The organism is Marinobacter fuscus, assembly GCF_003007675.1.
GTDB classification, from domain to species: Bacteria; Pseudomonadota; Gammaproteobacteria; order Pseudomonadales; family Oleiphilaceae; genus Marinobacter; species Marinobacter fuscus.
The window spans coordinates 1-13,202 of the sequence record NZ_PXNP01000104.1 but is presented as its reverse complement, the minus strand read 5'-3'; the positions used below and the strand labels follow the sequence as shown (position 1 = coordinate 13,202).

Annotated in this window: 12 protein-coding genes and 2 rRNA genes; 8 read left to right on the top strand and 6 right to left on the bottom strand. The window is 53.5% G+C overall.

Annotated features, from left to right (window positions below; all coding sequences use genetic code 11):
• The first annotated feature begins 29 nt into the window (after positions 1-29).
• The 6 genes from mutM (at position 30) to C7H09_RS15755 (ending at position 5,196) form a co-directional block, all read left to right on the top strand.
• Complete coding sequence (gene mutM / locus C7H09_RS15780; RefSeq protein ID WP_106764460.1) at positions 30-842, top strand: bifunctional DNA-formamidopyrimidine glycosylase/DNA-(apurinic or apyrimidinic site) lyase; 813 nt, start codon at positions 30-32, stop codon at positions 840-842.
• Positions 843-1,013: 171 nt separating this feature from the next.
• On the top strand, positions 1,014-1,346 hold the full coding sequence (locus tag C7H09_RS15775) for a hypothetical protein (protein WP_106764458.1): 333 nt from the start codon (positions 1,014-1,016) through the stop codon (positions 1,344-1,346).
• A gap of 82 nt (positions 1,347-1,428) precedes the next feature.
• On the top strand, positions 1,429-2,118 hold the full coding sequence (yrfG, locus tag C7H09_RS15770; protein ID WP_106764456.1) for a GMP/IMP nucleotidase: 690 nt from the start codon (positions 1,429-1,431) through the stop codon (positions 2,116-2,118).
• Positions 2,119-2,166: 48 nt separating this feature from the next.
• On the top strand, positions 2,167-2,574 hold the full coding sequence (gene hslR, locus C7H09_RS15765; protein WP_106764454.1) for a ribosome-associated heat shock protein Hsp15: 408 nt from the start codon (positions 2,167-2,169) through the stop codon (positions 2,572-2,574).
• 59 nt (positions 2,575-2,633) lie between these two features.
• Positions 2,634-3,488 (top strand): Hsp33 family molecular chaperone HslO, encoded by an 855-nt coding sequence (gene hslO, locus C7H09_RS15760; RefSeq protein WP_106764451.1) that lies wholly within the window; start codon positions 2,634-2,636, stop codon positions 3,486-3,488.
• A 172-nt stretch (positions 3,489-3,660) separates the two neighbouring features.
• A complete protein-coding gene (locus C7H09_RS15755) occupies positions 3,661-5,196 on the top strand; it encodes a phosphoenolpyruvate carboxykinase (protein WP_106764448.1) in 1,536 nt (511 codons plus the stop codon).
• A 75-nt stretch (positions 5,197-5,271) separates the two neighbouring features.
• On the opposite strand, the gene C7H09_RS15750 is transcribed toward C7H09_RS15755, so the two are convergent.
• From C7H09_RS15750 to C7H09_RS19795, 4 genes are read right to left on the bottom strand one after another with little or no spacing between them, the layout of a single operon-like run.
• Entirely contained in the window at positions 5,272-5,577 is a 306-nt protein-coding gene (locus tag C7H09_RS15750) for a hypothetical protein (protein WP_106764446.1), read from the bottom strand.
• A 39-nt stretch (positions 5,578-5,616) separates the two neighbouring features.
• On the bottom strand, positions 5,617-6,765 hold the full coding sequence (locus C7H09_RS15745) for a lipase family protein (RefSeq protein ID WP_240616619.1): 1,149 nt from the start codon (positions 6,763-6,765) through the stop codon (positions 5,617-5,619).
• A 51-nt stretch (positions 6,766-6,816) separates the two neighbouring features.
• Positions 6,817-7,314 (bottom strand): DUF6795 domain-containing protein, encoded by a 498-nt coding sequence (locus C7H09_RS15740; RefSeq protein ID WP_206074343.1) that lies wholly within the window; start codon positions 7,312-7,314, stop codon positions 6,817-6,819.
• A gap of 35 nt (positions 7,315-7,349) precedes the next feature.
• A complete protein-coding gene (locus tag C7H09_RS19795; RefSeq protein ID WP_133166243.1) occupies positions 7,350-7,868 on the bottom strand; it encodes a DUF6795 domain-containing protein in 519 nt (172 codons plus the stop codon).
• A 473-nt stretch (positions 7,869-8,341) separates the two neighbouring features.
• On the opposite strand from C7H09_RS19795, the gene C7H09_RS15730 reads away from it, so the two are divergent.
• Both C7H09_RS15730 and C7H09_RS15725 read left to right on the top strand, forming a co-directional pair.
• The gene (locus C7H09_RS15730) at positions 8,342-9,214 is read left to right on the top strand and encodes a M15 family metallopeptidase (protein WP_106764435.1); all 873 of its coding nucleotides are present in this window, start codon (positions 8,342-8,344) and stop codon (positions 9,212-9,214) included.
• A gap of 7 nt (positions 9,215-9,221) precedes the next feature.
• Positions 9,222-9,716 (top strand): hypothetical protein, encoded by a 495-nt coding sequence (locus tag C7H09_RS15725; RefSeq protein ID WP_106764433.1) that lies wholly within the window; start codon positions 9,222-9,224, stop codon positions 9,714-9,716.
• 179 nt (positions 9,717-9,895) lie between these two features.
• On the opposite strand, the gene rrf is transcribed toward C7H09_RS15725, so the two are convergent.
• Together rrf and C7H09_RS15715 are read right to left on the bottom strand one after the other, a co-directional pair.
• Positions 9,896-10,010, bottom strand: a 5S ribosomal RNA gene (gene rrf, locus C7H09_RS15720).
• A 101-nt stretch (positions 10,011-10,111) separates the two neighbouring features.
• Positions 10,112-13,003: ribosomal RNA gene (locus C7H09_RS15715) — 23S ribosomal RNA — on the bottom strand.
• Between the last annotated feature and the right edge of the window lie 199 nt (positions 13,004-13,202).

The following is a 13,202-nucleotide window of genomic DNA, read 5'->3' as shown; positions in this document are numbered from 1 at the left end:
TCTCAAAACTGCCTGTTGGTGGAGGCGCCGTGCCAGAACTGCCTGAAGTCGAAACTACCCGCCAGGGAATTGCGCCCCATTGCGAGGGCCAGACCATTCGGCAAGTGATCGTCCGCAACCCGAATCTGCGCTGGCCAGTACCGGAAACCCTTGCCCACACACTGGAAGGAGAGCAGATCCGCACCGTGGAACGGCGGGCAAAGTATCTGTTCCTGCATCTGGACAGCGGATCCGTCATCATCCACCTTGGCATGTCCGGAAGTTTGCGGGTGATCACCGATGACAGTGCTGCCATGACCCACGATCATGTCGAACTGGCACTGGCCACTGGCCGACGCATCCGCTTCAACGATCCCCGCCGATTTGGCTGCTGGCTATGGACAACTGACTGGCAGCATCATCCACTCATTGCCAACCTGGGGCCGGAACCTCTGTCGGACAGCTTCAACGGTGCCTGGCTGTACCGGCAGTCAAGAAACCGGAAAACGCCTGTAAAAGCCTTTATCATGGACAACCACATCGTTGTCGGTGCCGGTAATATCTATGCCAATGAAGCGCTGTTCAAGGCAGGCATACACCCCAGGCGCAGCGCAGGCCGAATCAGTCTAGACCGCTATCACAGGCTGGCAGAAGCCATCCGGGAAACCCTCAGCGCAGCCATTCTGATGGGCGGCACAACGCTGCGCGATTTTGTCAACAGCGACGGCAAGCCAGGGTATTTTGCCCAGTCTCTTCTGGTATACGGCAAAGCTGGCACCCCTTGTACGGATTGCGGAACGACTCTGAAAGAAATCCGTATGAACAACCGCTCGACAGTTTATTGCCCTGCCTGCCAACGCTGAATTTCCGCCATGGCTCACATTTCGCAACGAAAAACCGTTTGAAATTGGGGCAATATGATTCATAGTTAACTCAGCATTCCTATTCGGTGGCCTGTCCGGGCTCGATACCCTGCAGGCAACCGAAAGCCAGCCGATCGGGATTGGCTGGCTGACAAGTTCAGGAGAATTGACATGACGCGCAAGATTTCACGCACTCTGATCGCCACAGCGGCGGCCTGCCTGCTGGCCTTCTCGTCGCTGGGCCATGCCCAGGCCGTTGACGAAAGCCCTTCGGCCCTCGCCATGACAGCAGACGCCCTGCTGGTTCGCCCGGCATTACTGGCCACCACGATTGTCGGCAGTGCGGTTTACCTGGTTTCCCTGCCCTTCTCGGCTCTGGGTGGCAACGCCGGTGAAGCAGGCAAGGTGCTGGTATTGGGCCCGGCCGAAGCGACGTTTGTCCGCTGCCTGGGCTGCACACGCTCGGGGCGCAAGGCTGATACCGTGGAACAGTCCGGCCAGTAGTCGGCCGAGTCGGTATAATTCCGGCTTGTCACTGCGGATATTCTAAGGCAGCCTGAAGAAAATTTTTTCAGGTTGCTTTGCTATGGTGGAATGGTCATCTCTCGACACAGTGTTCCTCGATATGGACGGAACTCTGCTGGATTTGCATTTTGACAACCACTTCTGGCTAGAGCATCTTCCCAGGCGCTATGCCGAACAGTTCAACATGCACACCGAGCAGGCCCGGGACTATCTGATTCCCATGATCATGGCTGAACGTGGATCGCTGAACTGGTACTGCACCGACTACTGGAGCCAGAAGCTCTCAGTCGACATAACCGGCCTGAAAGCGGAAGTAGGTGACCGGATCGGCTACCGCCCTCATGTCACCGATTTTCTGGCAAGCCTTCGGCAAGCCGGTCTTCATTCTGTCATCGTAACCAACTGCCACCCTGATCCACTGGCGCTCAAGCTGGAGCGTACCGGCCTTGATCAACACGTCGATGCCATTGTCTCCAGCCACGAGCTGGGCAAACCCAAGGAAGATCCGGCATTCTGGCAGGATCTCCAGAAGCACACACCCTATCGCCACCAGACCACCCTGATGGTGGATGACAGCTTCCCCGTACTCGAAAGCGCTCTGAAGGCGGGCATTCAACACTGCCTTGCCGTTCTGGCGCCCGACAGCCAGCAACCTGTTCGCGACCGCCATCCGGAAATTCCGGGAATCCTGCATTTTGACGAAGTTCTACCTGATCTGCGCTCGCACCGACCACTGCCATCAAACAACTGAGACGGCTATAATCAAACGTAATTCGGTGCAGGCCCACAGCGAGGAGATATGACGGCATCAGACACACCTGACCAGAAAGTGCGACTGGATAAGTGGCTTTGGGCAGCCAGGTTCTACAAAACCCGATCACTGGCCAAAGAGGCGATTGAGGGTGGCAAGGTTCACTACAACAGCCAGCGCACCAAACCGGGAAAAGTTGTGGAGACTGGTGCCAGACTGACCCTGAGACTGGGCCGGCAGGAAAAAATAGTGGTCGTCGATGACATCAGTGATCGCCGCCGGGGCGCCCCGGAAGCTCAAAAGCTCTATCACGAAACCGAAGACAGCCAGAAACGGCGGGAAGATATGGCCTGGCAGCGTAAAACCATGCAGGCAGCCCAGCTTCCACCCGCCCGCAGACCCAGCAAGAAAGACCGTCGCGATATCCAGAGATTCCGTGATCAGAACGGTCTCTGAAACACCTTTCGATTACCCGGTTCCCGACAGCAGAACCGACTCATTTTTCAGGAGAACCCATGGCATCCCGAGACCAGTTTCAACGCTTTATTTTCGAACACAGCCAGGTGCGGGGTGCCTGGGTGCAACTGGGTGACAGTTTCCGGGAAATTTCCGGGCAGGCGCCCTATCCTGCCTCGGTACGCCAACTGCTGGGTGAATCCCTGGTGGCCAGCGTGCTGATGAGCAGTACACTCAAGTTCAAGGGCACACTGTCGCTGCAAGCCGCAGGAGAGGGCAGCTTGCGCACATTGATGACCGAATGCAGCCATGATCGCCATATTCGCGGTCTGGCCCGTTTCGACGCAGAAGCGGTTACCGGCGAAACCCTCGATGACTTGCTGGGCAAAGGTCGCATGGCCATCACCATCACACCGGATCAGGGGCAACGCTATCAGGGCGTGGTACCCCGGGAATCGGACAATCTGGCCGACTGCCTGGAAGAGTATTTTGAACGGTCTGAACAGATTGCCACCAGCCTGTTCCTGTTCGCCGATGAAGACGGTGCTGCGGGGCTCCTGCTGCAACGCCTGCCCGGCCATACCGATGAAGACGACGACCTGTGGAATCGGGTTAATCACCTGGCGGCAACGGTGGAAGCCGGGGAACTGCTGACACTGGACAGCGAAACCCTGCTCCACCGCCTGTTCCACGAGGAAACCGTACGCCTTTTCGACCCGGAACCCGTTGCCTTCCGCTGCAGCTGTTCCCGCGAACGGACGCTGGCAGCGCTGGAATCCATTGGTAAGGACGAGTGCTATAGCATTCTGGAGGAACAAGGCAGCATCGATATGGACTGCCAGTTCTGTCATGCCAGCTATCGCTTTAACCGGAATGATATTGATCATCTTTTCACTGGTCACACTTTACACTGACTGCCATCCCGAATTGTCTGTAACCCGCACCTGGCGCGGGTTACAGCGCAGTCGTTTTTTACGGGCGTCTCTGGCATAATAGCGCGCCTGAATTGACCCGATTGTTCAGATTTCCGTCAATGTTCGGGGGCGGGCTGGGCAATCACGAAGACATCCCGAGGGCGAGGTCGAAGTGAGCAGCACCTATAATGATCTGAGTACAGCACGACTGGTCGAGCTGGCATTGGCAAGAAACGAAGGCCAGTTGGCCGCTAACGGCTCTCTGGTGGTAACCACTGGTGAGCGTACCGGTCGGTCTCCGATGGATCGCTTCATCGTTGAAGAGGCAAGCACCTCAGACGACATCCACTGGGGCCCTATCAACCGCCCGTTCGATGCTGACAAGTTCGACGCGCTCTGGGATCGGGTTGAAGCTTACATTGCCGAGAAAGACAGCTTTGTTTCTCACGTACATGTTGGCTCAGACCCCGAGCACTACCTGCCGGTAAAAATGACCACCGAAACCGCCTGGCAGAATCTGTTCGGCCGTAACCTTTTCATTCGCCCCGACAGCTTCAATCCCGCTGATAAGCAGGAATGGCAAATTCTCAACGCGGCTAACTTCGAGTGTGTGCCCGAGCGCGACGGCACCAACTCCAACGGTTGCGTAATCATCAACTTTGCCAAACGCAAAGTTCTGTTGGCTGGCATGCACTACGCCGGTGAAATGAAGAAAGCCATGTTCTCAGTGCAGAACTTCCTGCTGCCCGAGAAAGACGTATTGCCCATGCATTGCTCGGCCAACGTGAGCGAAACCGGCGATACCTGCCTGTTTTTCGGCCTGTCCGGTACTGGTAAAACCACCCTGTCGGCTGACCCGCACCGTTTCCTGATCGGTGACGACGAGCATGGCTGGGGCCCCGGAACCGTCTTCAATATTGAAGGTGGCTGCTACGCCAAGTGCATTGACCTGAGCGAGAAGAACGAGCCGATCATCTGGAACGCCATCCGCTTTGGTGCCATCGTCGAAAACGTAATGATCGACGAGGAAACCCGTGAGCCGGATTACAACGACGTCTCTCTGACCGAGAATTCCCGCTGCGCCTACCCGCTGGAGCACGTTGAGAAACGCGTTCTGGAAAACCGAGCCGGTGAGCCGTCGCACATTATCTTCCTGACCTGCGACATGACGGGTGTGCTGCCACCGGTATCGGTGCTCAGCCGTGAAGCTGCGGCCTATCACTTCCTGAGTGGTTACACCGCCCTGGTTGGCTCCACAGAGATGGGCTCCTCTTCCAAGCTCAAGTCCACCTTCTCCACCTGCTTCGGCGCCCCCTTCTTCCCGCGTCCGGCCGGTGTTTACGCTGAACTGCTGATGAAGCGGATTGACGAATTCGGTAGCAAGGTCTTCCTGGTAAATACCGGTTGGACTGGCGGCCCTTACGGCGAAGGCAAGCGCTTCAGCATTCCGACAACCCGCGCCATTATTGCGGCAATTCAAAATGGCGACCTGGATGATGTAGAGACCGAGCATCTGGATGCGCTAAATCTGGATGTGCCAAAGCATATCCCGGGCGTCGATACCGAACTGCTGAACCCGCGCAACACCTGGACCAGCCCGGAGTACTACGACGGCAAGGCTCAGGAGCTGATTGCCCAGTTTGTGGATAACTTCAAGAAATTCGATGTGGCAGAGGCCATTGTTGAAGCTGGCCCCAAGCTTCAGTAAAAAGCCCAGAACCGAAAGAAGCCCTCATTTGAGGGCTTCTTTCTTTCAGAGACTCTCCCAACCCAGCCCCAAACCTCAATCCAGATAGACAAATAACTCCCTGTTCTCGATCTTGTCAGCAATATCGGAAACCAGCTTCTCCGCGGTATCCGGCACCGCCCATGGCTTCGCGTAGGTGTACAACCAGAGGTCTGTCATCAGATTTGCAAAGGGATCCTGCTGGGCATCGAGGATGACACGCAATGCTTCTCTGGCGTAAGTCGCATGCGGTAAGAAAGCTTCGCTCTCCGGCATCCCCGACTCGTCCAGCCTGGGCATTGCTGTAAAAACCATCACCTGGTTCAGTTCATTTCGGATATAGAAGGCATTGTCCTGCAACATTTCTGGTATCCCTCGCAGAATTTAGAGCGTCGCCAACCATCAGGTTCTCTCAATCGCCTGCTTGACCGCACGGTATAACGCGCCAGCTGTTTGATCAAACACCCAGCGGATAAATTTGAATGTCAGATCGACAACTGTTGTTACAGCAACCCGTGCGAAAGCAAGCATATGACCAAGCAGCCCTTTGGTCTGCTCAGCGAAACGACCGGATGCAGCCGCTATTTTTTCCAGTGTTTTCGCCAAAAGATCGTAAAATGTCAGGGCAGAGCCAATCGTAGCCTGCGCCAAAACAGCGGAATAATACCCCGCATCTTTCAACAAGGTAATCAAAGCCGCCGACAGTTTATCGGCCCATTGCCCTGAGAAAAAAGCTTCGTGGCGCCTCTCGTAATCCAGCCGAACTACTGGGCTGAGAATATTCTCAGAACGTCTCTGCAGTTGAGACCAGTCCTCAACATTAACGGTATTTCTATAGCCGGGAACATCCTCCTCACCCATGCCATGGGCTGAAACACTTATGCCACTACTGTTATCGAGTCGATACTCAGCCCCTGACACAGGCGCGTGAATAAATGGCCACAAAGGCACGTTCGGCACAGGATCTGCACCGTGAGTGCAGCGGTGCAAGGCCTCAATACCGGCAGTAGCAGACCGGGAATAGCCCACCATACCTACCCTTGGTGCGCCAAAAGTATAAAGATTCACGGGCTTTCTATAACGTACTTTTATCCAGTCCGCCACCAATGAAGCCAGAGCTCCGCCCAGACTATGGCCCACGCAATGAAGGCCTCGGACATTCGGCTGCTCCATTGACGGCGTTAGCAGTCGCTCAAGTGCTGGCTGCATGCTGGTAAACGTGGCATTAAAACCTGAATGAACTGCACTCCCGTTGAAGGAAGCGGAAACACCAACATTAGCGTTGGTCAGCCAGTCATAGCTTGTAGCGGTTCCACGAACCGCGATGACATGATGACCAAGAAAAGCCTGCTTTCCCGTTCCAAGAATGGCGAAACCCGAAGTCTTTTGAAATAACCCGAACATTCCGCCCGTCTTCCCAAGGACAGGCCCACCTGAAAGGTTCAAGTCAAAAGCACGGGAAAGAGAAAGGTGAGCGGTTGGAATACGATAGTTACCCTCACTATTGGCAGATCGAAACTGGTAAACCAATTCTGCAAACTCTGCAGCCATCCTTGGAGATATTGTCCTCATGAACGTCATTCCTTCTATTTGTACAACAAATTACCAACGGCAAATGCTAAAAATACTGTGCGGAAAATCCGGGTGTTCTTTATTTTCAAACACCTGCTCTGTCTCAGGCACTGAGAGCTCGCATGCCATATCTGCCAGACGATCTGATGCCGCTTGCCGAGGTGTTATTCCACCTGGAACAAAATACCAGAGCAGGTAGTTCTTACCCTCATAGTCCAGCCCGATTACCTGACGAACTCTGGTTTCATCACCAAGCTGCTTGGGCCTACGGGACTTGATGTTCATTTCTGGAAAAGAAAATCTGCCCTCACCATCTGTAACCGTCCAATCTTTATATTCCCGGTCATAGTCAAGCGTGCGATACACCCTGACCCCAGAAAGGGCCTCACCACCTAGCGTAACAACTCCCCTGACTTCAGGTGAAAGATGCACTTCCGCCTTATCAAAAATGCCAAACATTCCTGTAACTCCGTATTCCGAATACAACAGCGCTAACAACACCACAACACCAGAAACCGCCAGTTTCATCGCTAATAAACCTTTTGAAAACCATAGAGAACACCTCATTTTTCGGGAGCCTGTTCCCAGCGACAAACGCTTCCTACGACATGACTCAAATCAGGCTTACCTTGGACGGCAAAGTAGTGATCAATTTCTTTATTTTCCAAATCACAATCCAGGTTCTTCAGAAGTTCAGCAACCACCGGTACCTGGTCGGTTTGATCGGTTGTGTATTGCCAGAGAACGTAATATTCACCTTCATACCTGGCTGCAATAACTTGACGAAGGCGGGCTTCAACCAGTGGCTTACCCGGGGTGGTCGAACGGGTCACCCATTCCGGAAAAGAAAAACGACCATGAGAGTCCGTATAGACCGTCGTCGCTTCCACTTCGTCATACGTCGCTTCGCGAATGATTTCCACATCGACAAGGGGCTTTCCATGATTGCTCAAGCTGCCTTCAACCCGCGGAAAGAGCAGAACATCATATTTCTTTAAAAAGCTAAACGTTCCTGCGTATACCCCAGTCGCGGTTGCGGCAGTCAATATAATAAGAAATCGAGCCACAATACGCTTAATCACAGCAGCACTACTTCGTGACAGGCGGGCATTATTTCAGGGGAAAGGAAGGTATTAATACACGCAACCCGCTTTGACTCGCGGATTTCCAGAGCACGCATTGCACATGCCAAAAAAATATACATGTTCCTGATCCCTGAACAAAAAATGCCGTTACCTGGCGGACTTCAAGCTAAAAGTTATACAAGCCTTTCGCTACTGTCAATTTCGATTTGGTTACACTCTGAACCTGAAACAGCGTTAACGGCCTGGATTACCCCTTCGCATGCAGAAACCCGAAGTGACGCGAGCCCACTATATGTAAATGAAACCGTCATTGACAGACTTGCCCCCCGGTCTTACTGTCCAAACCGAAAAACAGCAAAATATACAGGGCAATACCAAGACATATTGCTTTGTTTACCTGCCATTCACCTGACTAAAACGATACTCCGGTAATAATTCAATCCCGTAACCGGAGGTGATAAGGATATCCTATGACGACATCGACTCTGTTCGGTTCCTTCGAATTAAAACGCGGTGACAGCGACAAACAAAAAATCTGGGGTGGCCACCAACGGCCGAATATCGGAACCTATGTCACCAACTTGCAAGAATCATTGCAGGCGGTGAACATTCCTCTCTCCGTAGACGGACAGTTTGGCCCAGGCACCGAGCGCGCCTTGAAGATGTTTCAATGGTGCCTGAATAGCCACCCTTACCGACTGTGCAATCAGGCCGCAGTGGCCGACACCCGCAAAGTTGTTCAAACAATGAGTGGACGCCTGGATCAGCAAACGGCCAGCGAACTCAAGCGGTGGCTGGATCAGGGCTATAGCAGTACCGGCGACCTTGTAAGAGTGAGCAGCTCCACTCTTGAGCATGTGGAGATAGGCGCGGGCTTCCGGGTTCTGAATCATGGCTCAGTACGCGAAGGCGATGTGGTGCTGGCATCAGAGGCCGTAGACCTGATCAAAACCGCTAACACCAAGGCTGGAGAAAGATCCGTTAAACTGGTGCTCAATCAGGCCTTCCGGGTAAACGGCGCTCCAGTTTCCGGAGCCGTCGTTACCCCTGCTACGCGCTCACAGCACCTGATAGGGCATGCAATCGACTGCAATATTGTGGATGGTGACAACTGGAACACCAGCCGCACCTTTGCGGCTGGAAACCAGACAACCGGAGCGGATAATCTGATTAGCGACCTGAAAGCCGCTGGCTTCCGCTGGGGCGGCGACTTCTCCAACCCGGATACCCCGCACTTTGACAAACGGCTGGATCCCTACGGTGACGCATACACATTCAAATTCTTTTTCAACCAGCGCTCCATCACCAACAACCAGCCAATTCCGATCAAAAACGTGGAGTAACCCTGCTATGGCCTTGTTACGCCCCCTGACGCCCTTGGCACTGGGCGCCATGATCAGTGCCTGTGCACAAGCAGACCCCTCAGGCAGCCCACTGGCGGAGGCCTGGTTGTCGGGAAGATCTGTTGTCGTGACAATGGATGTCGTACCCAATAATACGAGCGAAACTTATAGCGACTTTGCGCACTACCTCAACGAATTTGCCACCTCCGTCGACGACAGTTGGGCGTTCTTCAACCAGGACTCCAGATCCACCCGGAATAGATTACCAATTACGATCGACGTCGAGGTGCCAGCGTACTCTGTTTTGTTTATGAAGAAAGGTAAGGCCAAGGGTTATCTCTACCCCGGCCCGATCGTTGAACCCCAAGTCTACAACTTCGTACAACGAACGTTTGAAGGGCGCGACATTCCAGGCTATCTGTACCAGTTTAAGCCCGACGAGGTATCCATAGAGGCAACTCAGAATGGTGAGAAATTTAACATCAAGAGAACACGCCCTTAACGTCACCGTATCGGGGTTTATCCAGCTTCCAAACCTCTTCCACAACCTGTTGCAAAACTCGGAACGAAAAACCCCCGCGCCGTGAGGCGCAGGGGTTTTAGTTTCAGATGCATCTAACTTGTCTTAGGCCCAAAATAAAAAAACCCCAGCTTCATAGAAACTGGGGTTTGGTATTAGGAGCCTGACGATGACCTACTCTCACATGGGCAACGCCACACTACCATCGGCGCAGGACTGTTTCACTTCTGAGTTCGGGATGGGATCAGGTGGTTCCAGACCGCTATGGTCGTCAGGCAAATCGGTTGATCACTGGTTGGACGGGATAGAAGATGGGAGTTTTCACTCCGCTGTGATGAACGATTTCGCAGGTTATCCGCAATTATCTTGGGTGTTATATAGTCAAGCCGCACGAGCAATTAGTACCGGTTAGCTCAACGCCTCGCAGCGCTTACACACCCGGCCTATCAACGTCCTGGTCTTGAACGGCTCTTCAGGAGGCTCGAGGCCTCGGGGAGATCTCATCTTGGAAGGGGCTTCCCGCTTAGATGCTTTCAGCGGTTATCCTGTCCGAACATAGCTACCGGGCAATGCTTCTGGCGAAACAACCCGAACACCAGAGGTTCGTCCACTCCGGTCCTCTCGTACTAGGAGCAGCTTTCCTCAAATCTCCAACGTCCACGGCAGATAGGGACCGAACTGTCTCACGACGTTCTAAACCCAGCTCGCGTACCACTTTAAATGGCGAACAGCCATACCCTTGGGACCGGCTTCAGCCCCAGGATGTGATGAGCCGACATCGAGGTGCCAAACACCGCCGTCGATGTGAACTCTTGGGCGGTATCAGCCTGTTATCCCCGGAGTACCTTTTATCCGTTGAGCGATGGCCCTTCCATACAGAACCACCGGATCACTATGACCTACTTTCGTACCTGCTCGACGTGTCTGTCTCGCAGTCAAGCGGGCTTGTGCCATTACACTAACCGCACGATGTCCGACCGTGCTTAGCCCACCTTTGTGCTCCTCCGTTACGCTTTGGGAGGAGACCGCCCCAGTCAAACTACCCACCACACAGTGTCCTCAACCCCGATAAGGGGCCAGAGTTAGAACCTCAAACATGCCAGGCTGGTATTTCAAGGTTGGCTCCACCGGAACTGGCGTCCCGGTTTCAAAGCCTCCCAGCTATCCTACACAAGCATGCTCAAAGTTCACTGTGAAGCTATAGTAAAGGTTCACGGGGTCTTTCCGTCTAGCCGCGGATACACCGCATCTTCACGGCGATTTCAATTTCACTGAGTCTCGGGTAGAGACAGCGCCCCCATCGTTACGCCATTCGTGCAGGTCGGAACTTACCCGACAAGGAATTTCGCTACCTTAGGACCGTTATAGTTACGGCCGCCGTTTACCGGGGCTTCGATCAAGAGCTTCGCACGAATGCTAACCCCATCAATTAACCTTCCGGCACCGGGCAGGCGTCACACCGTATACGTCCACTTTCGTGTTTGCACAGTGCTGTGTTTTTAATAAACAGTCGCAGGGGCCTGGTATCTTCGACTGGCTTCTGCTCCACCCGCGGGGGTTTCACATACACGCCAGCGTGCCTTCTCCCGAAGTTACGGCACCATTTTGCCTAGTTCCTTTACCCGAGTTCTCTCAAGCGCCTTGGTATTCTCTACCTGACCACCTGTGTCGGTTTGGGGTACGGTCTCGAATAGCCTGAAGCTTAGAAGATTTTCCTGGAAGCAGGGCATCAATGACTTCGCGTCCGTGGACACTCGTCGTCACGTCTCAGGATTGAGGACCCGGATTTGCCTAAGTCCTCTCCCTACTCGCTTAAACCGGGACAACCGTCGCCCGGCTCACCTAGCCTTCTCCGTCTCTCCATCGCAGCTATCCAAGGTACGGGAATATTAACCCGTTTCCCATCGACTACACCTTTCGGTCTCGCCTTAGGGGCCGACTCACCCTGCGCCGATTAACGTTGCGCAGGAACCCTTGGTCTTCCGGCGTGCGGGTTTTTCACCCGCATTATCGTTACTCATGTCAGCATTCGCACTTCTGATACCTCCAGCATGCTTCTCAACACACCTTCGCAGGCTTACAGAACGCTCCCCTACCCCGCATACAGAGTATGCAGCCGCAGCTTCGGTGACCAGTTTGAGCCCCGTTACATCTTCCGCGCAGGCCGACTCGACTAGTGAGCTATTACGCTTTCTTTAAAGGATGGCTGCTTCTAAGCCAACCTCCTAGCTGTCTGAGCCTTCCCACATCGTTTCCCACTTAACTGGTACTTTGGGACCTTAGCTGGCGGTCTGGGTTGTTTCCCTCTTCACGACGGACGTTAGCACCCGCCGTGTGTCTCCCGGATAGTACTCACAGGTATTCGGAGTTTGCATGGGGTTGGTAAGTCGAGATGACCCCCTAGCCCAAACAGTGCTCTACCCCCTGTGGTATTCGTCCGAGGCGCTACCTAAATAGCTTTCGGGGAGAACCAGCTATCTCCGGGCTTGATTAGCCTTTCACTCCGATCCACAAGTCATCCCCTGGCTTTTCAACGACAGTGGGTTCGGTCCTCCAGTTGATGTTACTCAACCTTCAACCTGCTCATGGATAGATCGCCCGGTTTCGGGTCTATGCCTAGCGACTGATTCGCCCTATTCAGACTCGGTTTCCCTACGGCTCCCCTAAACGGTTAACCTCGCCACTAAACATAAGTCGCTGACCCATTATACAAAAGGTACGCCGTCACAGAACAAGTCTGCTCCGACTGCTTGTACGCATACGGTTTCAGGGTCTATTTCACTCCCCTCACAGGGGTTCTTTTCGCCTTTCCCTCACGGTACTGGTTCACTATCGGTCAGTCAGGAGTATTTAGCCTTGGAGGATGGTCCCCCCATGTTCAGTCAATGTTTCTCGTGCATCGACCTACTCGATTTCACTGAACTCAGGTTTCGGATACGGGGCTATCACCCACTATGGCGGCACTTTCCAGAGCCTTCTCCTACCAGTTGTTCAGCTTAAGGGCTGGTCCCCGTTCGCTCGCCGCTACTGAGGGAATCTCGGTTGATTTCTTTTCCTCAGGGTACTTAGATGTTTCAGTTCCCCTGGTTCGCCTCTTACACCTATGTATTCAGTGCAAGATACCGATCCGAAGATCGGTGGGTTTCCCCATTCAGAGATGCCCGGATCACAGCTTGTTTGCCAGCTCCCCGAGCCTTATCGCAGGCTTCCACGTCTTTCATCGCCTCTGACTGCCAAGGCATCCACCGTATGCGCTTAGTTGCTTGACTATATAACCCCAAGATAACTGGGTTCCGAGGAACTCAATCTCTTGTGGCTGTTTCATCAACAACCTCAACGATAACACCGGATAACGCTTGAAATCGCTATCACTTTGAACAATCTTCTCTCGGAGATAATGAGAGAAGAATATTCTGTTCTATCTCGTCCAATTTGTTAAAGAGCAAATCTGACCCAGTGATCAGAAAG

What these genes read in the sequence shown, in the direction of transcription:
- C7H09_RS15775 (WP_106764458.1), top strand. Translation starts at nt 1,014, where the DNA reads ATGACGCGCAAGATTTCACGCACTCTGATCGCCACAGCGGCGGCCTGC.
- C7H09_RS15750 (WP_106764446.1), bottom strand. Translation starts at nt 5,577, where the DNA reads ATGTTGCAGGACAATGCCTTCTATATCCGAAATGAACTGAACCAGGTG.
- C7H09_RS15745 (WP_240616619.1), bottom strand. Translation starts at nt 6,765, where the DNA reads ATGGCTGCAGAGTTTGCAGAATTGGTTTACCAGTTTCGATCTGCCAAT.
- hslR (WP_106764454.1), top strand. Translation starts at nt 2,167, where the DNA reads ATGACGGCATCAGACACACCTGACCAGAAAGTGCGACTGGATAAGTGG.
- yrfG (WP_106764456.1), top strand. Translation starts at nt 1,429, where the DNA reads ATGGTGGAATGGTCATCTCTCGACACAGTGTTCCTCGATATGGACGGA.
- C7H09_RS15740 (WP_206074343.1), bottom strand. Translation starts at nt 7,314, where the DNA reads ATGAAACTGGCGGTTTCTGGTGTTGTGGTGTTGTTAGCGCTGTTGTAT.
- C7H09_RS15725 (WP_106764433.1), top strand. Translation starts at nt 9,222, where the DNA reads ATGGCCTTGTTACGCCCCCTGACGCCCTTGGCACTGGGCGCCATGATC.
- C7H09_RS15730 (WP_106764435.1), top strand. Translation starts at nt 8,342, where the DNA reads ATGACGACATCGACTCTGTTCGGTTCCTTCGAATTAAAACGCGGTGAC.
- hslO (WP_106764451.1), top strand. Translation starts at nt 2,634, where the DNA reads ATGGCATCCCGAGACCAGTTTCAACGCTTTATTTTCGAACACAGCCAG.